Genomic DNA, 23,955 nt, shown 5'->3' with positions numbered 1-23,955 from the left:
CCGGCACGGAGGTGTGTGCGATGGACGGCGATCCCGCGGTTGTCCTGCCCACGGTTGTCCTGCGGCGTGTCCGGCGCTGGCTCTCGTTCTTCCTGGTCTGCCTGGTCCTCAGCGGCCTGACCGCCTTCCCCCTGGAGACCGAGACCCGGCTGATGGTCGACATCCTCCACGGGCCGGCCGCCCCGTTCGCCGATCTGCTGCCCGGCTCCACGGCCTGGTTCGAGCACGTCCACCGGGGCATCGTCGAGACCGACGAGCGCTACCCCTTCCTCCGGTACGGCACCGACTGGCTCGCCTTCGCGCACCTGGTGATCGCCGCCGCCTTCTGGGGGCCGCTCAAGGACCCGGTCCGCAACATCTGGGTGATCCGCTGGGCCGTCCTCGCGTGCGGGGCCGTCATCCCGCTGGCACTGTTCTGCGGGCCGGTGCGGGGGATTCCCGTGGCGTGGCGATTCATCGACATGTCGTTCGGGGTCTTCGGCGTCATCCCGCTGCTGATCGTGCTGCGGGCCCTGCGTCCGCTGGAACGTTCCTTCTTGGGACGACCGGCCGAGAGCTGAACCGACCGCGCCCCGGCGCAGCTCCCGGGCGCGCGCCGGGGCGCCGCGCGCCCGTACGTGCGCCGGGGGTCGGGTCAAGGAACACGGGCGTCATCCGCAGGCCCTACCATCTGGCTCAACAGCAGCTGGGAGGCGGACTGCGTGGCCGATGGGGCGATCGATCTCAATGCGGACCTCGGCGAGGGCTTCGGGCGCTGGACCCTGACCGACGACGAGGCGCTGCTGTCCGTCGTGACCAGCGCCAACGTCGCCTGCGGCTTCCACGCCGGCGACCCGTCGACGATGCGCCGGGTCTGCGCTCTCGCCGCCGAGCGGGGCGTGCGGATCGGCGCCCAGGTCTCCTACCGCGACCTCGCCGGCTTCGGCCGCCGCCCCATGGACGTCCCGCCGGAGGAGCTGGCCGACGAGATCGCCTACCAGATCGGCGCCCTCCAGGTCTTCGCGCTCGCGGCCGGCTCCCGGGTCTCGTACGTCAAACCGCACGGCGCGCTCTACAACCGGGTCGTCGACGACTCCGAGCAGGCCGAGGCCGTCGTCGCGGGCGTGCTGCGCGCGGGGGCGATCTGCGGCGGGCCGCTGCCCGTCCTCGGACTGCCCTCCTCCCGGCTGCTCGCCGTGGCCGAGGGCGTCGGGCTGCCCGTCGTCACCGAAGCCTTCGCCGACCGCGCCTACACCCGCACCGGCTCGCTCGTGCCGCGCCGCGAACCCGACGCGGTGGTGCACGACCCCGAGACGGTGATCACCCGGGCGGTGGGCATCGCCCGGGACGGGTCCGTGGAGTCCTCCGGCGGGGAGCGCATCGGCGTCGCCGCCCGCTCCCTGTGCGTCCACGGGGACACCCCGGGGGCCGCGCAGCTGGCCTGGCGCATCCGGGGGGCGCTGGCCTCGGCGGGCATCCGGGTGGAGGCGTTCTCGTGACGGCGGCGGGGCGCGGCGGCGGCCCCGGCGTGGATCGGGTCGAGGGCCGGGCCGTGGGCCGGGGCATGGGTCGGGTCGTACGACGTGTCGGTGAGCGGGCGCTGCTGGTCGAGCTCGCCGACACGGACGAGGTCTCCGCCCTGTACGGCTGGGCGCTCGAGGCGCGGACGGCGGGCGCGCTGGGCGAGGTCGAGGAGCTGGTACCCGCCGCCCGCACCCTCCTCCTCGACGGCGTCGCGGACCTCGCCGCCGTCGCCGCCCTGCTGCGCACCGCCCGCCCGCGCGGGACCACGGCGGCGGGCGGGCCGCTGCTGGAGGTGCCCACCGTGTACGACGGCGCCGACCTGGCCGAGGTCGCCGCGCTGTGGGGCGTCTCCGAGGAGGCCGCCGTCCGCATCCACACCGCGCCCGAGTACGTGGTCGCCTTCTGCGGCTTCACCCCCGGCTTCGGCTACCTGACGGGCCTGCCCCCGCAGTACCACCCGCCGCGCCGGGCCACCCCGCGCAGCGCCGTCCCGCCCGGCTCGGTCGCCCTGGCCGGCGCGTTCACCGGCGTCTATCCGCGCTCCTCCCCCGGCGGCTGGCAACTGCTCGGCCGCACGGCGCTGTCCCTGTGGGACACGGCGCGGCGGCCCCCGGCGCTGCTGGAGCCGGGGGTGCGGGTGCGGTTCGTCGCGGCACGGGCCTGAGGCGCGTCCTTCGGATCCCGCCGGGGCCGCAGCACTACGCAAGTAGTGGCACTACTCGCGTAGTGCCACTACATATGTAGTGACCAACCGGCCCCTCCGCCCGGCAGATCCTCCCGGCAGAGGAGAACGAGCGCAGAGGAGAACGAGTGGAGAACGAGTCGGGCGAGCTGCTGATCCTGCGGCCCGGGCCGCTGACCACCGTGCAGGACCTCGGGCGGCGCGGCGTCGCCCACCTCGGGGTGCCCAGGGCCGGGGCGCTGGACGAGCCGGCGCTGCGGGCGGCGAACCGGCTGGTCGGCAACGAGCCGGGCGCGGCCGCCCTGGAGACCACGCTCGGCGGGGTCGCCCTGCGGGCGGTCGGGCGCCCGGCGGTGATCGCCGTGACCGGCGCGCCCGCGCCCGTCCTGCTGGACGGCCGGCCGGTGGCCTGGGGCGCGGCGGTCGCGGTACCGGCCGGAGCCGTGCTGGAGGTCGGGGCGGCGACGGCCGGGGTGCGCAGCATGGTGGCGGTGGCGGGCGGGATCACCGTCGCGCCGGTGCTCGGCAGCCGCTCGGCGGACCTGCTCTCGGGGCTCGGCCCCGCCCCGCTCGCCGTCGGCGACCGGCTGCCGGTCGGCCCTCCTCCCCCGCACGCGGACCGGCCCGACCTGGTGCCGCTGCCCGGCCCCGGGGCCGAACTGGTCCTGCGGCTGCGCCTGGGCCCGCACGCGCACTGGTTCACGCCCCGGACTCTCGCCCAACTGGGCCGTGACCGGTACGCGGTCTCCCCCGCGAGCAACCGCATCGGCCTGCGCACCCAGGGCCCGCCGGTGGAGCGCGCCCTGGCGGGCGAACTGCCCAGCGAGGGCATGGTGCTGGGAGCGGTCCAGATCCCGCCGGACGGCCAGCCGGTGGTCTTCCTCGCCGACCACCCGACGACGGGCGGCTACCCGGTGGTCGGCGTCGTCCCGGCCGCCGACCTCGCCGCCGCGGCCCAGGCCCGCCCGGGGACCCCCGTACGCTTCACGCCACTACCGGAGCGGTAGGACCTCGGCGCAGGAGGACCTCGGCGATCAGCCGCCACTCCGGGTCGAGTGCGGTGCGCCCGCCGTCGACCACCGACCAGCGGGCGTACTGGAGCACCCGGCCGAGCGTCCAGGCCGTCGCCTCCGCGCGGTCGAGTTCCAGCGCCTCGGTGAGCAGGTCGAAGCGGCGGCGCAGCGCGCGGGCCGTGTCACCGGTGGCGCGCAGCTCGTCCCAGCGGTTGGTGAGGGCGGGCAGCAGTTCGAAGCCGGGGTGCCCGGCCAGGGGTTTGGGGTCGATGGCGAGCCAGGGCGCGCGGCCGTCGCCGTCCGGGAGCGGGGCGAGGACGTTGCCGTAGTGGAGGTCCCAGTGGAGGAGGCGGTCGCCGGGCGCGGTGCGGACCTCCATCAGGGCGCGGGCGCAGGCGGCGATCAGCCGCCGTTCGTCCGGGTCGGCGAGCCGGCCGGTGATCCTGGGGGTGCCGAGGAGCAGGTCGTGCGCGATCTCGCCCAACTGCCGGAGGCCAGGCGGCGCCTGTCGCTGCGTCAGTTCGCGCAGCAGTTCGGCGATGACGCGCAGCGCCTCCTCCTCGGGCACGTCGAGCAGGGTGCGGGTGGCGTCGAGGCGCTCCAACAGCATGGCACCGGTGGCCGGTTCGTGGTCGAGCAGCCGGACGGCTCCGCGCCCGCGCCAGGTCCGCAGGGCGAGCGGTTCGCCCTGGGTCTCCTCGTCCACCGGCTGCAGCTTGAGCGCGGCCCGCGAACCGTCCACGCGCCGCACGGGCAGGACCAGCGCGACCACACCGTGCGCGGGCGGGCCGTCCGGGCGCAGCTCCCAGCGCTCCAGCAACTCCCGTGCCAGCAACGGCAGTCCACCGGCCCAGGCCAGCCCGCCCGGGCCGAGGTTCTCCTCCAGGGACCGCGCCAGCGCGGGCGGGACCTCGACGACGCTCACGGGCGGGCTCCTCTCGGACGGTTCCCGTCAGCCTAGGCGAGGAGCCGAGAGCGCGGCGGCGGCCGCCTCGGCGAAGCCGTCCGGGTTGTCGATCATGAGGTTGTGCCCGCTGTCGGGCACCGCCACCACCCGCACGCCCGCCGCGCGCAGCGCGTCGGCGCCGGTCGGTTCGCCGTCGGCGGCCGGGTGGAGGAAGGTGCGCGGGTGGTCGAGGGCGAGCAGCATCTCGCGCATGGTCGGGACGCTCGCCCGGGCGAGGTGGACGGCGCTGCGGTACAGCGCCTCGGGGCCTGCCAGCCGCATCGTGGACCACCAGAACGGGCCCACCCTCTCGGCGACTTCCTCGCGCCCGCCGTCGAGGAACCGCGCCTCGGTGTAGCTCGCGATGCCGCTGCTGCCGGGCCGCAGGGGTACGGGGGCGATCGGGTCGAGGTTGGCGTCGGCCAGCAGGAGCCGGGTGACCAGTCGCGGGTGCCGGTGGGCGAGGACGATCGCGACCGCCCCGCCCATGCTGTGGCCGATCACCTCGACACTCTCGAGTCCGGCCGCGCCGACCGCCGCCGCGACGGCGTCCGCGTGCTCCTCCAGGGTGTACGCGCGGTCGGCGGGCCGGTCGCTGAGGCCGAAGCCGAGCAGGTCGAGCAGCAGCGAGCGGCGCCCGGCGAGCAGCGGGTGGGTGGCGGCGGCCGCGAAGTAGGCGGGAGAGGTGGCGCCGAGGCCGTGGAGGTAGAGCCGGGCGGGTTCGGCGCCGGGCAGGTCGACCCAGCGGATCCGGTCGCCGTTCGGGGTGACGGGGGCTTCGCGCACGGCGGGGCTCCTTCTTCGGGTGGTCCTTCTTCGGGTGGTCCGGCTTCAGGCGGACCGACTTCAGGCGGACCGACTTCAGGTGGTGCAGGGGCGTCTCGAACGCCCACACCATACCTCGTCATCGAGGTATCTCAACAGCGATATACCGGCACCCCGAGGGACGGATCTGCGACAGTGGCCCCATGCTCAAGCTCGCCATCCTCGGATTCCTCCACGACCGACCGCTGCACGGCTACGAGCTGCGCCGCCACCTCAGCGCGCTCACCGGCCACGTCCGCCCGATCAGCGACGGCACGCTCTACCCCGCGATCAAGCGCCTGGAGACCGCCGGCCTGCTCGTCCGTGAGACCGAGCCCGGCAGCGCCGCCGCACCCCGGCACACCCTGCACCTCACCGAGGCCGGGCGCGCCGCGCTCCTCGACCACCTGCGCGAGCCCGAGCCCCTGGACATCAGCGACGAGAACCGCTGGTTCACCGTGCTCGCCTTCCTGCGCCACCTCGCCGACCCGGCCGCGCAGGCCACGGTGCTGCGCCGCAGGCTGGCCTTCCTCAGCGAACCGGCGAGCTTCTTCTACGACGGCCGGCGCCCGCTCGGCGCGGAGGAGTTCGAGGACCCGTTCCGCCGGGGCCTGCTCCTGGTCGCCCGCGCCACCAGCGAGGCCGAACTCGGCTGGCTGCGGGCCACCTTGGCGGAGCTGGAGGGCCGCCCGGAAGACTGACCGGATTCCGCCGGTCCTGCGCCTTCCGCCCCCACGGAGCGCGTGTTCCGATGGTCGGCATGAGCGACGACACGTACACGAGCAATGAGCGGCGCCCCGGCTACGACGGCACGGGACCGGGGGCGATCACCCCGGACGGCTGCGCGGTCGAGATGTGGACGCGCCTGCCGGTGGGCGACGGCCCGGACGTGATCGAGGCTTCCGTGCCGGCCGGGGCCGGCATCCTCGAACTCGGTTGCGGCGTGGGCCGGATGACCCACCCGCTGACCGACAAGGGCTTCACCGTGACGGCCGTCGACGAGTCCCCGGACATGCTGGCACGGGTGCGCCCCGAGGTCCGCAAGGTCCGCAGCCCCATCGAGAAGCTGGACCTCGGCGAGCGCTTCGACGTCGTCCTGCTCGCCTCCTTCCTGGTGCACGCCGGGGACGAGAAGGTCCGCCAGGGCCTGCTGGAGACCTGCCGCCGCCACGTCGCCGACGACGGCTGCGTGCTGATCCAGCGCGAGGGCAGCCAGGCCCACAAGGACGTGCCCCGCGAGGTCATGGTCGGCCCGGACATGCTGGCCCGGGTCGTCTCCTCCACGCCGATCGGCGACGGCGTCAACTCCGTCTTCGTCGAGTACGAGTTCCCGGACGGGAACTGGACGCAGACCTTCCTGTCCCGTCCGCTGACCCCCGAGCAGTTCGAGCGCGCGCTGGCGGAGGCCGGGCTGCGGATCGAGACCACCCTGAGCGGCGACGGCACCTGGGTGCGGGCCCGTCCGATCGTCTGAGGCACCCCGGGTCGATACGGGAACCCGGTGCGCAAAGTCTGATTAAAGGGTGAACCAAGTACTGTCATCTTCACCCCGTACCATCGGCCGCGCGCCGGGCTCCCGCGCGGCCGCGGGCTGCGCGGGTCGCGGCGCCCCGCAGCGCACCGCACCGCCCGCCAACGACCCGCGAGGAACCGCTCATGCCGCACCCGCACGACCGCCGCCCGATACCCCTGGCGGATGCCCGGTGAGCGAATGGTTCCACGGGGCCGTCCTCGGCCTGATCCAGGGGCTCACCGAGTTCCTGCCCGTCTCCTCCAGCGCCCATCTGCGGGTCTTCTCCGCCCTGTTGGGCTGGGACGACCCGGGCGCGGCCTTCACCGCGGTGACGCAGCTCGGCACCGAGACGGCCGTGCTGATCTACTTCCGCAAGGACATCGCCTCGATCATCCGAACCTGGGCGCTGTCACTGTTCCGTCCGGCGCTGCGCTCCGATCCGAACGCCCGGATGGGCTGGTTCGTCATCATCGGCACCCTGCCGATCGGCATCCTCGGCAAGCTGTTCCAGGACACCATCGAGACGCACCTGCGCGACCTGCGGATCGCCGGCACGACGCTGATCGTCTTCGGCCTGGTCCTGGCCTTCGCCGACCGGACGCGGGCGATCCGGCACGCGAAGCCGATCACCGACCTGACCCTGCCGCACGCGGGCCTGTACGGACTCGCCCAGGCGCTGGCGCTGATCCCGGGCGTCTCACGCTCCGGCGGCACGATCAGCGCGGGCCTGCTGCTCGGCTACAGCCGGGAGGCGGCGGCCCGCTACTCCTTCCTCCTCGCGATCCCGGCGGTGCTCGCCTCGGGGGTGCTGGAGCTGTTCAAGATCGGCGAGGGCCCGGCGCCGGCCTGGGGGCCGACCGTCCTGGCGACGGGGATCGCCTTCGTGGTCGGCTACGCGGCGATCGCCTGGTTCCTCAAATACATCTCGCACAACAGCTTCCTGCCGTTCGTGGTCTACCGGGTGCTCCTCGGCATGCTGATCATCGGCCTGGTCGCGGGCGGGGTACTGACGCCTGACGCGGGCTCGGTGAAGTAGAACGGCGTTTCAGATCCGAGCGCTTCCGTTCCCTCGAACAGGCAGGCTCGAACAGAGAAGGGCCGTGGGCCGGGACTCCGAGGAGTCCCGGCCCACGGCCGCGTCCGCACTGAGGGGTGCGTGATGAGGGATACGTGATGAGGGGTGCGTGGGTGGTACGTGCCTAACGCCGGAACTCGCGGGCGGCGGCGGTCAGCCTGCCCCGGACGGCGGCGTGGACCTCGGCCTCCTCGGCCGGGTCGGCGGCGAGCCTTCGCAGCCGCTCCAGCACACGCGCGTCGCCCGTGGTGGCGACGTGGCGCGCGGCGAGCTCACGCGTGGACTCCTCGCAGTCCCAGAGGCACTCGACGGCGGGCCCCTCGGGGAAGTGCACGTCGGTGGCGGCGAGCGCCCGGGCTGCGCGCCCGCGCAGCTCCGAGGAGACGGCCTCCCCGTAGATGTGGCGCAGGACGGGCACGGCGTCGGCGGCGGCCAGCCGCCCCGCACCGTCCACCAGTGAGCCCAGACCGCATCCGGTGACGCCCCGCACGGAGACCCATCGGCGCAGGCCCTCGACGACCAGCGGCCCGTCCTCCGGTTCACCGGCGTCGGCGAGAAGGCGCACGGCGGCCTCGCCCAGCGCGCTGTCGGCGGCGCCGCCGACCGGGTCGGCCCAGCGGCGGGCGTGCGCCAGCACCTCGGGGCCGCGCATCCGGCCGAGCAGTTCCAGGGCGGCGCGCACCACGCGGTCGTCCACGTCGGCGGCGGCGGCCTCGATCAGCCCGATGGCGGCCGGATCGCGCTGGTCGACGAGGTGGCGCAGCGCGGCCCTGCGGGCGCCGGGCAGGCCGTCCCTGGCGGCTTCCAGCAGCAGCGGGCGGTCCTCGGGGCGGACGACGGCGGTCAGACAGCGGGCGGCCGCGGCGGCGCGGCGGTCCACGGCGTCGGGCCCGTCCGGGTCCTCGTCGGCGCGCGGCGCGGTGCCTCGGCCGAGGAAGTCGCCGGCGCCGAGGCCGCTCAGGTCGCCCTGGTCGGCCCAGGCCAGCACGTCGGCGGTGGACCAGCCCGGGGTGACGCCGCTGCGGTTGAGCTGGCGCTGCCACAGGTCGAAGGGCGAGTACTCGGAGGCGGCCGCGACCCGCGGGTGGTAGGCGGCCCACAGCCGCCAGGGCCGGGGCTCGTAGGCGTTGCGGATGAACTCGCGCAGCTCGGCGTCCCCCTCGGGACCGGGCGCGAAGTGGTCCAGCACGGCGGTGCCGAGCAGCAGCAGGCCCCGGTCGTCGTCCCGCAGGGCGAGCTCGTCCAGGGCCCAGGCCCAGTTGGCGCCCGTGGCGGCGTACTCGCGCAGCATCAGCAGCGCGTCGCGACGGCCGTAGGCAGCGAGGTGCCCGAGGACGGACAGGGCGAGGCCCGTACGGCACTCGTCGTCGCTGACCAGGTCCTCGGCGGAGTGGAGGTGGTCCTCGATCCCGTCGAGGGGGGCCTCCAGCTCCATGTAGAGGCGGGCGTAGTAGAGGGAGCGGCCCTCGACCTGCCAGTCGGCGCGCGGATCTCTGGTGACGCACTCCTCGAGGGCGGCGATGGCTTCGGTGCGGTCGGCGGCCAGCGCGTGGAGCTGCCCGTCACCGCGGCCTCGCTGCAGGAGGCCGAGGAGGCTGGCACTAGGTGCTATCACTGGCTCGAACATGAGGTCAGCATCCGTTGCGGCGGTCGTAGTGGCAACGGGATTTCCGTCGCCGGGGTCTCTGGTCGGTACTGCGGTGGGCGCCCGGGCGCCGGAATCACCGAAGGTTACCGCCTCGCGCACCCTTCCGCACACAGGGCGACGGAGGGCGCCGCCACAGTGGCATATGCCACGGGAATTTTGCGTGCGTTCTGTCCAAATCGCCCGCAAGGGTGAGGACGCTGTGCGACAGTCGTGCCATCACTCCCACGGCCCGCACCCGGTGGACCGCACCCGACCGATGGACCCGTCATGACCATGCCGTTACGCCCCACCACCGCCACCCGCCCGCCCGGCGACGCCACGGCGGACGGCGCGCGGACGTGCACGGCGGACGGCGGAACGGACGGCGGCAGAGTGGCGAGCGGCGCGGACAGCAGCGTGGACAGCGGCATCGGCGTCGGCTCCGCCGAGTGGGACCTCCTCACCGACGAGGTCCGCTGGAACGCCGAGACCTACCTCCTCCTCGGCTGCGAACCGGGCACGGCCCCGCTCAGCCTCGACCGCCTGCCCGACCGCCTCCCCGAGGCGGACCGGCCGCTGCTGCGCCGCATGATGACCGACGCCCTGGTGCACGGCCGCCCCTCCGCCGGAACGGTCCGCGTCCGCCGCGTCGGCGGCCGCCACGACGGCGTCGAGTGCGCGGGCGAGCCCGTCCTCGGCCCGGACGGCACCGTCACCGCCCTGCGCATGCGCCTGAGGCCCGCCCCGGTCGACTAGGCCCGCGGCCGGTTCTTCGCGTCCGCGATCCGCAACTGCCGCCCCAGGTCCGACCGCAGCTCGTCCACCACCGGCAGGCCCCGGTAGCTCGCCGTCAGCCGGTACATCTCCCGCAGCCGGTCCCACGTGCGGTGCGAGGAGTTCTGGGCGATCCCGTTCAGCGCCATCCGCGCCTGGAACGCCGCCGCGTCCGGCTCCCCGGTGATCCAGTGCACCGAGGCCAGGGTGATCCGGTCGAACAGCGCCGAGCGCAGCTGCCCGGTGCCCTCCCGCAGGGCGATCACCCGCTCCGCGTGCCGCTGCGCCTGCGGGGCCGCCGAGGCATCGTGCTCGGCCAGCGTGCGCAGCACCAGGGCCTGCATGCCGCGCAGTTCGGCCTCGTCGAACACCTGCATCCAGGTCGGCGCCGGCTCCGACGCCTCGTCGGAGAACAGCTCCTCGGCCTCGCCGAGCAGCCGGTAGGTGTCCTGGGCGTGCCCGACCGAGGCGTGCGCCCACGCCTCGACGGTGTTGAACATGGCGCGCGTTCTGGGCAGCAGCCGGCCGCCGGCCGTCTTCGCCGCCGCCATCAGGTCGATCGCGTCGTCGGCCCGGCCCAGGTGGACCATCTGCCGCGCGGCGCGCGAGATCGCCTCCCCGGCGCGCGGACGGTCGTCCGCCTCCTTCGCCGCGTCCGCCGCGATCATGAAGTACCGCTGGGCGGTGGGCTCCAGGCCCACGTCGTGCGACATCCAGCCGGCCAGCACCGCGAGGTTGGCCGCGACCAGCCACAGCCGCTTCTCCACGGCCGTGCCGTGACGGTGGGTCAGCAGCCCGCCGACCTCGTTGAGCTGGCCGACCACCGCCTTGCGCTGCAGCCCGCCGCCGCGCGCCGCGTCCCAGGCGCGGAACACCTGCACGGAGCGCTCCAGCGACTCCACCTCGTCGAGCCCGATCGGGCCCGCGTCGTACGTGTCCACCGCGGGGCGCGCCCCGCCCCCGGTGACCACCTGTCGGGGCCCGGGCACGGAGGCCGCGTACGCGACGGCGTCCCCTCCCAGCCAGCCCTTGAGCGAGTCGGCGATGACAGCCCCGGCCGTGAGCGCGACGCCCGCGCCCACCAATCCACGTCGGTTCAGCATGAGGTCCATTCCCGTGAACTCGGTGAGGACCGCGGCTGTTCGATCCGGCGACCACGGGACTGGTGCGGAGGCTGACGACGCCCCTTGGGACCTGGTGGGCCGGTGTCGTTCCAGACCGAGGTCCTCAGTGGTGACGACACGGCCGAGCCGCTCCGTGAACACGGCTGCCAGCACCCGCGGGACCGGATCGCGGGGGATCTCCCCCTGTTCGATCCAGCGCCGTACCCTCGAGGTGTCCGTGGACAGCTGCTGCTGGCCCAGCGCGGCACCCCGGCGGTTGACCAGCCGGGCCAGTTCGCCCTTGGACCATCCGGTCAGGACGAACAGGTCGGCGAGTCGGGTGTTGGGTTCCCTGCTCAAGTGAAGCCCCCAGGTTTCCTCGGCACTTCCGAGGCTAGAGCGTCCGGCAAGTGCCGGGCGAGCATTCGCCACGGTTCGCCAGGGCCCGCCAGACTACTAAGCCAGTGCGCCGCGGGTGTGTTGTAGGGGTGCGCCACCTCGCCTCCGGGTCGGGCGGCGTCCCACCGGTGTCGGGGCCGTCCCCCGACCGTGGCACGGGACGCCTCCGGTCCTCACCCGAGGGGGTGGCGCGGCCGGGTGGCGCGGGGGCGCCGGGCACGGCCACGGCTCTCCGGCCGACCGCATTCCCCAGGGTGCGGACGGACGGTCGACAGCCGAACAGGGGTTCCTGGCCCCGCGTCCGTGCCCGGCGCCCGCGTACCACCCGGTCCGACCGAAGAGCAGGGCCGCCACGCGCAACCCCCCTGGAGCGCACGGCACCGGCCCTCCCCCGCACCGCGGGGCCGCACCCGCAGCCGGACCGGAAGGGACCACCCTCACCCCATGCACTCCTCAGCGACGACCCCGACGCCCACCGCGACCCGCACCGCGCTGCGCCCCCCCACCGCAGCCACCGGCCGACCCGGCCCCAAGCAGGTGCCGCCGGGCACGCGGCCGATCGCCCCGCGCGGCGTCGACAGCCGGACCGCCACGGGCCGGACCGCCGAGGGCCGGGTCGTCCCGGCCGACCGTACGGCGCTGGGCCTTCGCGCCCCCGAGGCCGTCCCCGAGGCCGTCCCCGCGCCCGGACAGCGCCTCCCGCTCGCCCGCCAGGCCGACAGCCAGGTGCTGCGCCGCCCGCACCGGCCGGGCGCCCCCCTCGGGCCCGAGCGGGTCGACCCCTCCGCCCTGCAGACCCCGGCCGTACGGGCCGCGCTGGCGAGCGTCTCGCGGATATGTCCCGCGTTCACCCCGCGCCAGGTCCTGCGCGAGGGCAGCCGCCACATCCTGGTGGCGGGCACCATCGGGCGGGCGCCGGTGGTCGCCAAGTGCCTGGCGCCGCAGGCGGTGCGGAGTGAGTACTTCGAGCAGCTGGTGGCCGACTTCCACCACGAGGTCGCGGTCTACCGGGCGTTCGTCCGCCACCGCCCGCCGGTGCGGCTGCCCCGGCTGGTGGCCGCCGACCACGACCGCTGCGTGCTCGTCATGGAGCGCGTGCCCGGGCGCCCGGCCGCCCGCGAGCGCCACCCCGTCAACGCGCCCACCCCGGGCGAGGTGCGGGCGCTGCTCGGGGCCGTGCGGACGCTGAACCTCTGGCGGCCGCCGAGCGACGTGTTCCAGCCGCGCCTGGACTACCAGTTGGAGATCTCCCGCTACCACTCGGTGGGCCAGCTCACCGACCGGGACGCGGGCGACCTGCGGGGCCTGCTGCACGGCCTGGGCCACACCCCGATGCAGCTGTGCCACGGCGACGCGCTGCTCAGCAACATGCTGCTGGCGCCCTCCGGGCCCGTGCTGGTCGACTGGGAGCAGGCTGGCTGGTACCTCGCGGGCTACGACCTGGCGGTGCTGTGGAGCGTGCTCTCCGGCGACACCGCGGCCCGCCGCCAGATCAGCCAACTCGCCCAGAGCGGCGGCACGATGGCCCGGGACGCGTTCCTGGTGAACCTGGTGCTGGTGCTCATGCGCGAGATCCGGCTGTACGACGTGCCGGGCGCCGGCGAGGAGCAGCGGATCATGATCCGCCGGCTCTACGACGACTCCGCGCTCGCCCGCCGGGCCGTCCGGGCGGCGGTCGGCACCCGCTGAGCCGCTGACCGTCCGGGCCGCCGAAGGCCCGGACCGCGATGCTCCGCTACGGCCGGGCGCCCCGCTCGAGGGCGACCCGGCCGGCGGCGTCCAGGACGGCCTCCTCGGGGGCCAGGTGCACCCGGCTGCTCAGCACGTCCCGCAGGTACCGCTCCAGGGGGTGACGCCGGCTCAGGCCGGGGCTGCCGGTGAGGGCGACAGCCTGCTGGACGGCGGTGGTGGCGGCCCGGATCGCCAGCAGGTGCGCGGGGCCCGTCCGGGCGACGGCCTCCGGATCGCCCCGGTCCACCCGGGGGGCCAGTCCCTCCACCAGTTCCTCGGCGCCGATCAGGTGGGCCTCGATCTCGCCGAGGGCGCAGCGGTAACGGGGCAGGGTGCCGAGCGGTTCGGTCAGATTGGCCGGGGTTCGCTGGTTGAGGAAACGAATCAGCCAGTCTTCGGCGGCGCGGGCGACGCCGATCGCGACAGCGGCGAGGGCCAGGTCGTGCCAGGCGCGGGCGAGTCGGGCCTCGGCCTCCTCGTCCGCGGGGCCGGAGGCGGCGCCCCCCGTAGCAGCGGTCACGGTCAGCCCGAGCGCCAGGTCGGCGGGGACGCGGACGCCGTCCAGCACCACGTCGTGGCTGGCGCTGGCGCGCAGGCCCAGCTGGTCCCAGGTGGGGTCGATCTCCAGGCCCTCGCTCTCGCCGCGCACGAGGAACGTCCCGGTCCTGGGCTCGGGTTCGTCGGTCCGGGCGGTCACGGCCATCCAGGCGAGCGCCTCGGCGCCGGTGCAGTACGTCTTGCGGCCGGTGAGCAGCCAGCCGCCCTCGCCGTCCGGTCGGGCCACCGTCGCGGGCGGGGCTCCGGGCTCCCGCCCGCCGGGTTCGGCGTCCAGGGTGTTGACGAGGGCGGGGCCGCGCCGGGACTCGGTGAGCAGCCGCCGGTAGCCGGCCGCGGGCCAGCCGGGGCGGCGGGCCTGTCCGGCGTGCCGGAGCAGGGTGAAGGCGGTGACCACGGCGACGGAGGCGTCGCCGCGCCCGAGCCGGGCGAGCACCCGGACGGTGTCGGCGAGCGTGCCGCCCGGTCCGCCGTAGCGCGGGGAGACGGTCAGGGTGAGCAGCCCGGCCTCGTGGACGGCCTCGATGCCCTGGTAGGGGAAGGTGCCGTCGCGGTCGTGCTCCTCGGCGCGGGCGGCGAGGAGGTCGACCACCCGGGGCAGCCCGGCCAGCGCCGCCTCGAGGGCCTCCCTTTCGGGCGCCGGGCCGGGGTCGGCGGGGCCCTCGCCCGCCGAACGGTCGTCCCGGGGGCGATCGTCGCGGGCCTGCGCGGTTCGGGTCTGCGCGGCCTGAGTCTGCGCGGCCTGAGTCTGCGCGGCCTGGGTCTGTCCGGTTCGCGGCTGCGCGGCGCGGGAGCGGTTGCGGGCCGGGCGCGCGTCCCCCGCCGGTTCTCCGGAGGAACGCTCGTCCGTCGGACGATCCTCGGTGGAGCGTTCGCCGGTGGAGCGATCACTGCGCGGACGGTCGGCTGCGGCGATGGTCGTCATGATGCTGGTGCCTCCGGGCGGCGGCGCGGGCTCGGCCCGTACGGCCCGCCCGTCGGGCGGGGGCGTCGTACGAAGGGTGCCGAGCGGCACGCGGGACGGACACGTCGGACGGGCGTGCGGAGCGACAGGCGGCCCCGGAGGCCGGCCGGTGCACGGCCCGCCCCGGTCCCGGCGCGTGGACCGTCTTCCGGTCCGACCGCGCCCGCCGCCACGGGGACGAATCCCCTCAGCGACCCGGACACGCCGCGCTGGCGGTGCGTCGCAGGTCGAGGTGCCTACGACGGGTCAGCAGCGGGAGACGGCACGGCATGTTCGCGACTGTACGAACCGTTGATCGATACCGTCAAGCAGCGTCCGGCCCCCGGGCGGAGTCGCTGCGACCGGCCGTCCCGACCGGGCGTCAGCCCTGCTGGAACATGTCCGCCGGGAGCGGTTTCAGCAGCTGATAAAGGTCGTCCGAAATCGGTCGGTCCCAGGAGGCGATCGTCACCTGGACGCCGTCGCTGCGGCCGAACTGGGCGCAGAACACGCGCTCCTCGCTGACCTTGACCTTCTTCACGATCAGCAGGTCGTCCCCGAGCATGACCGGGAAGTCCTCGGCCGAGACGAAGTCGACCGACTCGTCGTTCTCCAGCGCCGCGAGCAGCTGCCGCACCTCGAAGGGCACGTTGTCGCCGGTGTCCCGGGCGGGCGAGCCCTCGGGGAGGTTGCCGATGAACATCGCCGGGCCTCTGCCGCCGAACAGGTCGTAGCGCAGGAAAATCCCCTGGCAGGAGCCGTCCGGGCCGGTCATCATGGCCGCACCGAAGTCACCGGGCCAGTCGCCCGGGTCCATCGCGAGCACGTCGAAGTCCGGGCCGGCGGGCTGTCCGGAGCGACGGCGGAGAAAAGACATGGGACCATCGTACGTGTCCGGCACACCAGGCTCGCGGGGTGGGTGGGGCATCTTCCGGACCCGTGCGGGAGCGGACGGGAGATCGACGCTCAGAGACCAATGTTGACTCTGAGCAACCGTCCGGGCTACGTTCGGTTCTGCACGACAGCCGTTCCGGGTTTCACCCTCCGGGGGGACGGCATGTCGCAACGCGGCCCTACCCGCGTATCCCTCACTGTGCACCTGTCGTGCCGAACCGCCGAGCACCCAGCTTCGTCGTCCGCACACAGCACCACACACAAGCCAACAGTTTCATTCACCACAAAGACCAGATTCGCGGGGCCCCGGCCTGTCGCTCCGTGGATCTGCTCGGGACGCCGCCGCGTGGGGGCGTGCGGGTCCCGAGCGTTTGGGTGCCGTCCGTCGAGTCGCTCTCGGCGTCGGCGCCGGCCTCCCGGCGACTGCCGGCCCCTTGTGGGCCGGGACCGGCCGACGCACCCCGGTGCGCAGGGGATGACTGGGAGGATGGCCTGGCAGGGATGCCGGGCCGCACAGCAGGCGCCGTGTCTGGCCGCGTGGGGGCGGTGGGCACGGCGTCTGCCTGTGCTCATACTCTGAGCTGCGTTTGTCTAACAGTCAACAGAAATTCTGACGGGGCACGCTCAATAGATCATCAGTTGTGATGTTCGTACCCGGATTCCCTCGCGGAGCGGTCCCGTACCGTACGGGACCGCTCCGCTTCGAGGCTGTCCGGCCGAGGCGCCCGGACGCGGGGTCAGGTGAGGTCGAACTCGCCGTCCCTGGCGCCGAGCACGAACGCCCGCCACTCGGCCGGCGTGAAGACCAGGACCGGGCCGTCCTCCTGACGGCCGTCCCGCATCCCGATGTAGCCGTCCACGAACGCGATCTGGACGTCCCCGACGCCCTGGCTGCTGCAGAGCCACTCCGCGCCGGTGAAGTCCACCTTCGGCTTCCCACTGGGGGCCAGCTCCGGCTGCGTGCCCTCGGCCTGTACGTCCGTCCCGCTGTTGACTGTCACTGATCGATCTCCTCCCGACGGCATTCCGGGACCAGCCTAGCCACAGGCCCGCGACCCGGTCAGCGGGTTCGCGAGGTCTCCCCCCGGGAGGGTGGCGGGGCCCCTGGAGGCGCCGGGGCGTGTCCCGACCGGCGGTCGGCTCCGGCAACTGCCACAGTGGCGCCAGGGCGCGCGGCGGGCCCGCCCGAGGGATCGGCGGCGGATCGCCGGCGACCACCGCCGATCACCACTGATCACCACCGATCGACCGCAAGCGCCCAAGGGAGCAGCCGATGAGCCGCCGGGAAGCCGCCGACGTCATCCCCATCTCCGACGCCCCCTCGGCCCACCCCCCGGCGCCCCGGACGCCCGCCCCGCTGCCCCGGCCCACCCCGGCCCGGGCGGGGGCGCACGGGCGGGTCGGGATCGTCCTGGTCTCGCACAGCCGGGAACTGGCCACCGCCGTACGGGCCCTGGCGCTCGCTCTGGCCGGTTCCGACTCCCCCGCCCCGATCGCCGCTACGGGCGGGGACCCGTCGGACGGGCCGGGCATCAGCGCGGTGCTGGTGGCCGCCGCCACCCGCCGGGTCGACCAGGGCCACGGGGTGGTCGTGCTCGCCGACCTGGGCGGCGCCGTCACCACCGTGCGGGCGCTGCTGGCCCAGGCGGACGAGCACGGGCTGCCGTTCCCGGTGCGCTTCGCCAACGCCCCCTTCGTCGAGGGCGCCGTGGCCGCCACGGCGACGGCCACGGCCGGCGGGGACCTCACGGCCGTCCTGGACGCGGCCGAGGAGGCGTACCGGCAGCGGAAGGGTTAGGCCGTGTCTTTCGGCTCACGCCGGGCGGGGGTCGGCCGGGGCGCGCTCAGGGCCGCCGGGCGCCGTCCAGGGTGAAGAAGGCCGGGCCGGTGGACTCCAGGGCGTCGCGCAGCCGCTGGTGCTCGGCCTCGATCATCGGCGGCAGCCCGTCCAGCGGGAACCAGCCGACCTCCAGGGACTCGTCGTCGTTCACCCGGGCCTCGCCGCCGACGGCCCGGCAGCGGAAGGTCAGCACCAGGTACTGCGTCACGTCGCCGTTCGGGTACGTCACCTCGGGCGTGACGCTCGCCGAGGCGAGCAGCTCGGGCACGACCTCCACGCCCGTCTCCTCCAGGCACTCGCGCACCACGCCGTCGGCCGGCTGCTCGCCGGGGTCGAGGATGCCGCCGACCGACGCCCAGCGCCCGTCGTCGGAGCGGCGGGCGAGCAGCACCCGGCCGTCGTCGTCCCGGACGACGGCGACGACTGCGCTCAGCCAGAGGGGGCGGTGGCCGACGACGGCACGGAGTTCGGCGAGGAAGTCAGGGATGGCCATGGGCGGCAGCTTAGGGCGTGTCAGGGATGCGCCAGGGGGCTCACGCGCATTCACGGGAGCGGGAAGATGAAGCCGATGCCGGGAATTGGTGAAAAAAGAGCGAAGAGTATTGCGAGATGGTGGGGAATTCGGTCGCGGTGACTGAATTCGATCGTTGCCGTACCGACTTCGATCAAGCCGGATCGCACCCCATCCGGGTGCCTCCGAGCCCGTCAGAGCGCCGCGCGGCGGCGGTCGCGCAGCACGCCGAAGGCGATCCGTCCGAGCAGCAGGACGCCGGCGGCCAGGCATCCGGCCACCGCCATCGCCCAGGCCGGACCGTCACTGTCCGGAACGATCACGGCCACGACGATGCCCAGCGCCAGGCAGGCCAGCCCGGCCAGGGCCAGGGGAATCTGGTGCGTGACCAGCGCTCCACCGCTGCAGGCGCGCGCCAGCCGGGTCGCGCCGTGCAGGTGGAGGGGATCACGGTCCGCATCTGCCATGAGCCCAAGGTACCCCGGGCGGGCGGCGAAGGCAGCCCGCGGAACGTAGGGAACCGGCCACCCTGCGCGACCACCCCGAACGGCACGGCCGGTCGCTTTCCAGCTCCACAATCAGTCCACGGAAAATCCCCATCCCCCCGGTACAACCATCCATGCGGTGCAGCGGTCTCATGGGCATCGAGTGATCCGGGAGCCGCTCGCGGGACGGTTGTGCACCCCCCTGTACACCCCCACCGCGAACCGGAATTCCCAGGGGGCGGAACCGCCGCGCCCTGGGGCCGGGGGACGGGCTCCGCCCCCCGGCGGTACCGCCACGCCGCTCGGCGACCGAGGGGGAACCGTGCCGCAGTCCCAGTCCACGACGTCGATCTCCCGTGCCCCGACCGGGCCCCCGTCCCAGCTCCGCGCGCTGCCGCCCCCGGCGCCGGGCGCCTGCGAGGCCGACCGCCACGGGGGCGGTCACCACGCGGGCGCCGCCTCGAACGCGACGACCGGGCTCCCGTCCGAGTCGGCGGACCAGCAGGACGCACGGGGCGAATGGCTGCGGTTCGCCCCCGTCCAGCCGCTCTTCCGGGCCCGGGCCGCCCAGCGCCTCGCCGTGCTCGCCTACCACGGGGTGACCGACCACCGGACGTTCGGCGCCCAGCTCGACCGCCTGCGCAGACTGGCCACCCCGGTCTCGCTCGGCGCCGTGCTCCAGGCGGTCACCGAACGCCGCCCGCTGCCCCCGCGCAGCGTGCTGGTCACCTTCGACGACGCCGACCGGAGCGTCCTCACCCACGCCCTGCCCGAACTCGACGCCCGGGGGATCCCGGCCACCGCCTTCGTCATCTCCGAACTCATCGGCACCGAGCGCCCGTTCTGGTGGCACGAGGCCGACTTCCTCGCCCGCCACGGGGGCCGGGCCCGCTCGCTGGACTGCGGCCACCCCTCCCAGCTGCTCCCCCGGCTCAAGGCCATGCCCGACCCGGACCGGCGGCGCAGCCTGCACGAGCTGCGGGTGAGCGCCGACCGGCGGCCGCCGGGCCAGGAGCAGCTCACCCCGGAGGACCTGCTGGCCCTGCGGGCCGGCGGCGTCGCCATCGGCAACCACACCCAGGGGCACCCGTGCCTGGGCCGGTGCGATGACGCGACGGTGCGCGCGGAGATCACGGGCGCGCACGAGGCGCTCACCCGCTGGCTGGGTGAGCCGCCCACGGCGTTCGCGTACCCCGACGGGGGTCATGATCCACGTGCTGAAACCGTTTTGCAGGAGCTCGGGTACCGCCTCGGGTTCCTCTCCGACCACCGCCTCGGCCCGCGACTGCCGTCCAACCCCCTGCAGATCAGCCGCCTCCAGGTCGACTCGGCGACCACCACCCGCCGCTTCGACACCATCCTGTCGGGCCTCGAGCCCGCCTACCGCCGCTGGCGCGGCCAGGCCGTGGCCTGAGGGCGCGCGTCGCTGAGAACGCGCTTCTCACATCGCGCCCCTGAGAACGCACGTCCGAGAACGCACGATGCGCGGGAAGCCGACCGGGCCGGCTTCCCGCGCATCCGTGCTTCGCGGCGCCCTTCGCGGCGCCCTTCGCCTCAGCCGGTGAGGGCCGCCGTGAGGGTACGGCCCTGCGGGTAGAGGGCGGCGGCGGCCGGGAGGGCGGTGGGGGCGCCGGCGTGCAGGACGGTGAGGGTGCCGGTGCCGGGCCCGCCGGGGGCGGCCGCGCGGCGCAGCGCCTGGGCTGCGACGGCCTCGGCGGAGCCGTGGTAGGTGACGGCCGGGGAGACGACGGAGGCGAGGGCCTCGCGGATGCGGTCGTCCACCAGCTCGTAGTGGGTGCAGCCGAGCACCAGCTCGTCCGTGCCGGCGGGCGTGCGGGAGGCGGCGTCGGCGACGGCGGCGGTGATCGCCTCCTCGTCCCCGTGCTCGATCGCGTCGGCCAGGCCCGGGCAGGCGACCTCGGTGACCTCGGCCGCGCCGCCGAACTCCCGGATCAGGCCCCGCTGGTAGGCGCTGCCGGTGGTGGCCGGGGTCGCCCAGATGGCGACCCGGCCGCCGCGCGCGGATGCGGGCTTGATCGCCGGGACGGTGCCGATCACGGGGATCCGGGGCTCCAGCTCGGCGCGCAGCGCGTCCAGCGCGTGGACGGAGGCCGTGTTGCAGGCGACGATCAGGGCGTCCGGCCGCTCGGCGGCGGCGGCCCGGGCGCAGCCGAGGGCGAGCTCGGTGATCTCCTCGGCGGTGCGCGGTCCCCAGGGCATCGAGGCCGGGTCGGAGGACAGCACCAGATCGGCGTCCGGGCGCAGCTTCCGAAGGGCGGCGGCGGCGGCCAGGAGGCCGATTCCGGAGTCCATCAGTGCGATCTTCACGGGTCAAGACTCTAGTCGATCCGCCCTTCGGGGCCGGTTGTGCGGCAGACTGCCAGGGTGACCGTCCTGCTGTGGATCGCCGCATCGTCCCTGCTGATCTGGCTCTGGCTGGCGTGCTGCCACGGTCTGTTCTGGCGCACCGACGTCCGGCTGCCGCCGCGCCGCCCGCCCGCGCGCTGGCCTGCGGCGGCGATCGTGGTGCCGGCGCGGGACGAGGCGGCGGTGCTGCCCTCGAGCCTGCCCTCGCTGCTCGCGCAGCGGTATCCGGGGCGGGCGCGGGTGATCCTGGTGGACGACCACAGTTCGGACGGGACGGGCGCGCTGGCGGCCGAGCTGCGCACGGTCGGCGGGCTGGACGTGACGGTCACCACTCCTCCCCCGCTGCCGCCGGGCTGGACGGGCAAGCTGTGGGCGCTGCGCCACGGGGTGGAGCTGGCCGGGCCGGAGGCGGAGTACCTGCTGCTGACGGACGCGGACATCGCCCACGGCCCGGACTCGCTGGCCGACCTGGTGGCCGCGGCCGAGTCGAACGGCCTGGACCTGGTCTCGCAGATGGCGCGGCTGCGGGTGGAGACGGCCTGGGAGCGGCTGATCGTGCCGGCCTTCGTGTACTTCTTCGCGCAGCTGTACCCGTTCCGGCGCAGCAACCGGCCCGGCGCGCGGACGGCGGCCGCGGCGGGCGGCTGTTCGCTGGTGCGGCGGGAGGCGCTGGAGCGGGCGGGCGGGGTGGCGGCGATCAGGGGGGCGGTGATCGACGACGTGTCGCTGGCCCGGGCGGTGAAGTCCTCGGGCGGGCGGACGTGGCTGGGCCTGGCGGAGCAGGTGGACAGCGTCCGCCCGTACCCGCGGCTGGAGCAGTTGTGGCGGATGGTGTCGCGCAGCGCGTACGCCCAACTGCGGCACTCGCCGCCGCTGTTGCTGGGGACGGTGGCGGGGCTGGCACTGGTGTACCTGGTGCCGCCGGTGGCGGTGGTGGCCGGTGCGGCGGCGGGGTCCTGGGCGGTGGCGGCGGCGGGCGGGGCGGCGTGGGCGCTGATGGCGGGGACGTTCGTGCCGATGGTGCGGTACTACGGGCGGCCGGCGCCGGCCGCGCTGCTGCTGCCGTTCACCGCCGGGTTGTACCTGCTGATGACGGTGGACTCGGCGGTGCAGCACTGGCGCGGCCGGGGCGCGGCGTGGAAGGGGCGCACGTATCCGGCGCCCTCGCGTTCGCAGGACGGCTGAACGGGCGTCAGTGGGTGCGCAGTTGCTCCTGCTGGACGAGGTAGTCGAGCACCTCGGGCATCGCGTCGACGCCGCCGGCCTTGGTCGGCGAGGTGCGGTACTCGCCCTGGATGACCACGGTGGGCAGCTCGTTGATCCCGTAGCGCACGAACTCGGCGGCGGCCTGGTCGATCTGGCGCTGTACGTCGGCCGAGCGGTAGGCGGCTCGGAAGCTCTGGGCGTCGACGCCGTGGCGTACGGCCCAGTCGGTGGCGGCGGTCTCGGTGGTGAGGTCGGCGCGGTCGGTGTGGATGGAGCGGAAGGCGGAGGACTGCAGCCGTTCGACCAGGCCGAGGCGGTCGAGGGTGTAGAAGAGCCGGGCGTGGGCGCGCTGGGTGTTCTCGTCCGGGCTGCCCTGCCAGATGGCGGGGACGCGGCGCAGCGCGACGTCGGCGCGGTGCTTCTCCGCCCAGCCCTGGAGGGGCTGTTCGAGCTGCTGGGAGTGGCTGCAGTCGTACCAGAAGAACTCGAGGGCCTCGGTGCGGGTGCTCTCGTGCACCGGCTGGGGCTGGTCGAGTTTGACGTACTGGGTTCCCTCGGCGGGGGCTTGGTGGGTCGCCGCGCCGGCCTGGACGGGGGACGCGGCGATCCCGGCGGCGAGGGCGAGCAGGGCGGCGGAGCGCAGCAGCTTCGAGTTCACACCGGGCAGTGTGCTGGTGACGACCCGTTACCGGCGAGTCGGTGCGGTGCGGCCGGGCCCGGTTTCGCCCGATCGGCCCAAGCCCCGGCGGCGGGGCCGGGGTTCGGGGCTCAGCTTCGCGGGGTCGTGCTGTCCACCCACACCTCGGTGACGAGCCGCTGCCAGTCGTCCACCACGGCGCCGAGCTCGAAGTGCTCCAGCGCGTGCGCCCGGGCGGCCGCGCCGAGGCCCGCGCGGTTGCAGGCGAGCACCTTGCCGAGTGCCTCGGCGAGGGCGAGCGGGTCCCCGGGGGCGACGAGCGCTCCGGTGGCGCCGTCCCGGACGACCTCGCGGACCCAGCCGACGTCGGTGGCCACGGCGGGTACGCCGGCGAGCGCGGCCTCGATCAGCGCGCCGGGCACGCCCTCGCTGTCGCTGGTGAGCAGCAGCGCGTCCGCGGCGCGGTAGAGCGGGGCCGGGTCGGGCAGGGCGCCGAGGAAGTGGGCGCGGGCGGCGGCGGGGTGGCGGGCGAGGACGTCGCGCAGCGGGCCGTCCCCGGCGACGGCGAGGCGTACGTCGGGCAGGCGGTCGAGCACGTCGAGGGCGAGGTCGAGCCGCTTCTCTGGGGCGATGGCGCCGATCCAGGCGACCAGGAGGACGTCGGCGGGCAGGCCCAGCGCGTGGCGGGCGGCGCGGCGGTCGTCGCGGCTGTCGGCGGGCGGATAGCTCTCGGCGGCGCGGGAGTTGGGGATGACGTGCACCTTGCCGTCGGGCAGGTGGAACTGCTCCTCGAGGACGGTGCGGGCCTCGTCGGTGAGGGTGGTGACGGCGGCGGCGCGGTGCATCAGGGTGCCGCCGCGGGCGCGGCGCAGGCGGGTGGCCGTCCAGTAGCGGGGGTGGCCGACGCTGACGTAGACGAAGGGGGTGCGGGTTCCGGCCAGGGCGAGGGCGCAGGCGGCGAGGGTGTCGGAGCCGTGGGCGAGGACGACGTCGGCGGACCGGGCGGCGGAGCGCAGGGCGCGCAGGGTGCCGGGGCGCAGGCGGCCCGCGCCGAGCACGGCGGCGCGCAGGGTGGCGGCGGGCTCCTCCTCCCGGTCGGGTGATGCCTCGGGTGAGGGGTCGCAGGCGCGGTCCGCGGAGAGGTCGGTGCGGCGGCCGCGGTGGGTCTCGACGGCGGGCCGGCCGGCGGGTTGCGGTGCGAGGGCGCACAGCGCGGAAGCCTGTCCGCGGCGGCGCAGTTCCCGGTGGAGGTCACGGGCGAAGTTCTGGGCGCCGGCGCGGCGTTGGTCACTGATCAGATGCAGCACGCGAGGGCGGGTTCCGGCCGGATCGGCCGCCGTATGGTCG

At 74.9% G+C, this 23,955-nt stretch carries 25 protein-coding genes; 12 read left to right on the top strand and 13 right to left on the bottom strand.

Going from position 1 to position 23,955, the window contains the following annotated elements:
* Positions 1 to 20 precede the first annotated feature (20 nt).
* The 4 genes from IH61_RS0119490 (at position 21) to IH61_RS0119475 (ending at position 3,192) form a co-directional block, all read left to right on the top strand.
* Positions 21 to 560, top strand: coding sequence for a hypothetical protein (locus tag IH61_RS0119490; RefSeq protein WP_051837457.1), 540 nt, complete (start codon positions 21 to 23; stop codon positions 558 to 560).
* 141 nt (positions 561 to 701) lie between these two features.
* Positions 702 to 1,478 carry a LamB/YcsF family protein gene (locus IH61_RS0119485; RefSeq protein WP_031071479.1) on the top strand — a complete coding sequence of 259 codons (777 nt, stop codon included), beginning with the start codon at positions 702 to 704 and terminating at the stop codon, positions 1,476 to 1,478.
* A 65-nt stretch (positions 1,479 to 1,543) separates the two neighbouring features.
* Positions 1,544 to 2,167 carry a 5-oxoprolinase subunit PxpB gene (gene pxpB / locus IH61_RS0119480; protein ID WP_031071478.1) on the top strand — a complete coding sequence of 208 codons (624 nt, stop codon included), beginning with the start codon at positions 1,544 to 1,546 and terminating at the stop codon, positions 2,165 to 2,167.
* Between the two features lie 146 nt (positions 2,168 to 2,313).
* Positions 2,314 to 3,192 carry a biotin-dependent carboxyltransferase family protein gene (locus tag IH61_RS0119475; protein ID WP_031071476.1) on the top strand — a complete coding sequence of 293 codons (879 nt, stop codon included), beginning with the start codon at positions 2,314 to 2,316 and terminating at the stop codon, positions 3,190 to 3,192.
* On the opposite strand, the gene IH61_RS0119470 is transcribed toward IH61_RS0119475, so the two are convergent.
* Entirely contained in the window at positions 3,170 to 4,123 is a 954-nt protein-coding gene (locus IH61_RS0119470; protein ID WP_031071474.1) for an aminoglycoside phosphotransferase family protein, read from the bottom strand. The genes IH61_RS0119475 and IH61_RS0119470 overlap by 23 nt on opposite strands.
* A 27-nt stretch (positions 4,124 to 4,150) precedes the next feature.
* On the bottom strand, positions 4,151 to 4,930 hold the full coding sequence (locus IH61_RS0119465; RefSeq protein WP_031071472.1) for an alpha/beta fold hydrolase: 780 nt from the start codon (positions 4,928 to 4,930) through the stop codon (positions 4,151 to 4,153).
* Positions 4,931 to 5,112: 182 nt separating this feature from the next.
* On the opposite strand from IH61_RS0119465, the gene IH61_RS0119460 reads away from it, so the two are divergent.
* From IH61_RS0119460 to IH61_RS0119450, 3 genes are all read left to right on the top strand, one after another.
* Positions 5,113 to 5,649 carry a PadR family transcriptional regulator gene (locus tag IH61_RS0119460; RefSeq protein ID WP_031071469.1) on the top strand — a complete coding sequence of 179 codons (537 nt, stop codon included), beginning with the start codon at positions 5,113 to 5,115 and terminating at the stop codon, positions 5,647 to 5,649.
* Positions 5,650 to 5,708: 59 nt separating this feature from the next.
* A complete protein-coding gene (locus IH61_RS0119455; RefSeq protein ID WP_031071467.1) occupies positions 5,709 to 6,422 on the top strand; it encodes a class I SAM-dependent methyltransferase in 714 nt (237 codons plus the stop codon).
* 229 nt (positions 6,423 to 6,651) lie between these two features.
* On the top strand, positions 6,652 to 7,497 hold the full coding sequence (locus IH61_RS0119450) for an undecaprenyl-diphosphate phosphatase (protein ID WP_031071465.1): 846 nt from the start codon (positions 6,652 to 6,654) through the stop codon (positions 7,495 to 7,497).
* 163 nt (positions 7,498 to 7,660) lie between these two features.
* On the opposite strand, the gene IH61_RS0119445 is transcribed toward IH61_RS0119450, so the two are convergent.
* Positions 7,661 to 9,163 (bottom strand): HEAT repeat domain-containing protein, encoded by a 1,503-nt coding sequence (locus IH61_RS0119445; protein WP_031071463.1) that lies wholly within the window; start codon positions 9,161 to 9,163, stop codon positions 7,661 to 7,663.
* A gap of 288 nt (positions 9,164 to 9,451) precedes the next feature.
* Between IH61_RS0119445 and IH61_RS0119440 the strand changes: the two genes are divergently transcribed.
* A complete protein-coding gene (locus IH61_RS0119440; protein ID WP_031071461.1) occupies positions 9,452 to 9,919 on the top strand; it encodes a hypothetical protein in 468 nt (155 codons plus the stop codon).
* Here IH61_RS0119440 and IH61_RS0119435 read toward each other — a convergent pair.
* Positions 9,916 to 11,400 (bottom strand): hypothetical protein, encoded by a 1,485-nt coding sequence (locus IH61_RS0119435; protein ID WP_031071459.1) that lies wholly within the window; start codon positions 11,398 to 11,400, stop codon positions 9,916 to 9,918. The two genes, IH61_RS0119440 and IH61_RS0119435, sit on opposite strands and share 4 nt — an antisense overlap.
* A 483-nt stretch (positions 11,401 to 11,883) precedes the next feature.
* On the opposite strand from IH61_RS0119435, the gene IH61_RS0119430 reads away from it, so the two are divergent.
* Entirely contained in the window at positions 11,884 to 13,128 is a 1,245-nt protein-coding gene (locus IH61_RS0119430; protein ID WP_107057181.1) for an aminoglycoside phosphotransferase family protein, read from the top strand.
* Between the two features lie 46 nt (positions 13,129 to 13,174).
* On the opposite strand, the gene IH61_RS0119425 is transcribed toward IH61_RS0119430, so the two are convergent.
* The 4 genes from IH61_RS0119425 to IH61_RS0119410 form a co-directional block, all read right to left on the bottom strand.
* A complete protein-coding gene (locus tag IH61_RS0119425) occupies positions 13,175 to 14,650 on the bottom strand; it encodes an acyl-CoA dehydrogenase family protein (RefSeq protein ID WP_078911243.1) in 1,476 nt (491 codons plus the stop codon).
* Positions 14,651 to 14,876: 226 nt separating this feature from the next.
* Complete coding sequence (locus IH61_RS50300; protein WP_350526312.1) at positions 14,877 to 14,960, bottom strand: putative leader peptide; 84 nt, start codon at positions 14,958 to 14,960, stop codon at positions 14,877 to 14,879.
* Between the two features lie 90 nt (positions 14,961 to 15,050).
* Positions 15,051 to 15,545, bottom strand: a complete 495-nt coding sequence (locus IH61_RS0119415) for a hypothetical protein (RefSeq protein ID WP_031071453.1) — start codon at positions 15,543 to 15,545, stop codon at positions 15,051 to 15,053.
* 754 nt (positions 15,546 to 16,299) lie between these two features.
* A complete protein-coding gene (locus IH61_RS0119410; RefSeq protein ID WP_031071451.1) occupies positions 16,300 to 16,512 on the bottom strand; it encodes a DUF397 domain-containing protein in 213 nt (70 codons plus the stop codon).
* 323 nt (positions 16,513 to 16,835) lie between these two features.
* Between IH61_RS0119410 and IH61_RS0119405 the strand changes: the two genes are divergently transcribed.
* Positions 16,836 to 17,360 (top strand): PTS-dependent dihydroxyacetone kinase phosphotransferase subunit DhaM, encoded by a 525-nt coding sequence (locus IH61_RS0119405; protein WP_078911241.1) that lies wholly within the window; start codon positions 16,836 to 16,838, stop codon positions 17,358 to 17,360.
* Positions 17,361 to 17,406: 46 nt separating this feature from the next.
* Here IH61_RS0119405 and IH61_RS0119400 read toward each other — a convergent pair whose 3' ends face one another.
* Both IH61_RS0119400 and IH61_RS0119395 read right to left on the bottom strand, forming a co-directional pair.
* Entirely contained in the window at positions 17,407 to 17,895 is a 489-nt protein-coding gene (locus IH61_RS0119400; RefSeq protein WP_031071449.1) for an NUDIX hydrolase, read from the bottom strand.
* A gap of 212 nt (positions 17,896 to 18,107) precedes the next feature.
* Positions 18,108 to 18,380: a hypothetical protein gene (locus IH61_RS0119395; protein WP_031071448.1), complete on the bottom strand. Its 273-nt coding sequence runs from the start codon at positions 18,378 to 18,380 to the stop codon at positions 18,108 to 18,110.
* A 340-nt stretch (positions 18,381 to 18,720) separates the two neighbouring features.
* Between IH61_RS0119395 and IH61_RS0119390 the strand changes: the two genes are divergently transcribed.
* Positions 18,721 to 19,812, top strand: a complete 1,092-nt coding sequence (locus IH61_RS0119390) for a polysaccharide deacetylase family protein (protein ID WP_234327245.1) — start codon at positions 18,721 to 18,723, stop codon at positions 19,810 to 19,812.
* Positions 19,813 to 19,952: 140 nt separating this feature from the next.
* On the opposite strand, the gene IH61_RS0119385 is transcribed toward IH61_RS0119390, so the two are convergent.
* The gene (locus IH61_RS0119385; protein WP_031071446.1) at positions 19,953 to 20,726 is read right to left on the bottom strand and encodes a glutamate racemase; all 774 of its coding nucleotides are present in this window, start codon (positions 20,724 to 20,726) and stop codon (positions 19,953 to 19,955) included.
* Positions 20,727 to 20,765: 39 nt separating this feature from the next.
* Here IH61_RS0119385 and IH61_RS0119380 point away from each other — a divergent pair, with 39 nt between their 5' ends.
* A complete protein-coding gene (locus IH61_RS0119380) occupies positions 20,766 to 21,950 on the top strand; it encodes a glycosyltransferase (protein WP_037973075.1) in 1,185 nt (394 codons plus the stop codon).
* A 7-nt stretch (positions 21,951 to 21,957) separates the two neighbouring features.
* Here IH61_RS0119380 and IH61_RS0119375 read toward each other — a convergent pair whose 3' ends face one another.
* Entirely contained in the window at positions 21,958 to 22,629 is a 672-nt protein-coding gene (locus IH61_RS0119375) for a thiol:disulfide interchange protein DsbA/DsbL (protein WP_031071444.1), read from the bottom strand.
* 110 nt (positions 22,630 to 22,739) lie between these two features.
* Entirely contained in the window at positions 22,740 to 23,915 is a 1,176-nt protein-coding gene (locus IH61_RS43025) for a glycosyltransferase family 4 protein (RefSeq protein ID WP_051837456.1), read from the bottom strand.
* Positions 23,916 to 23,955: the final 40 nt, after the last annotated feature.

It is taken from the genome of Streptomyces sp. NRRL WC-3742, from assembly GCF_000720635.1.
In the GTDB taxonomy this organism is placed as follows: Bacteria; Actinomycetota; Actinomycetes; order Streptomycetales; family Streptomycetaceae; genus Kitasatospora.
The sequence above is the reverse complement of the archived record's forward strand: the minus strand, read 5'-3'. Positions and strand labels throughout refer to the sequence as shown.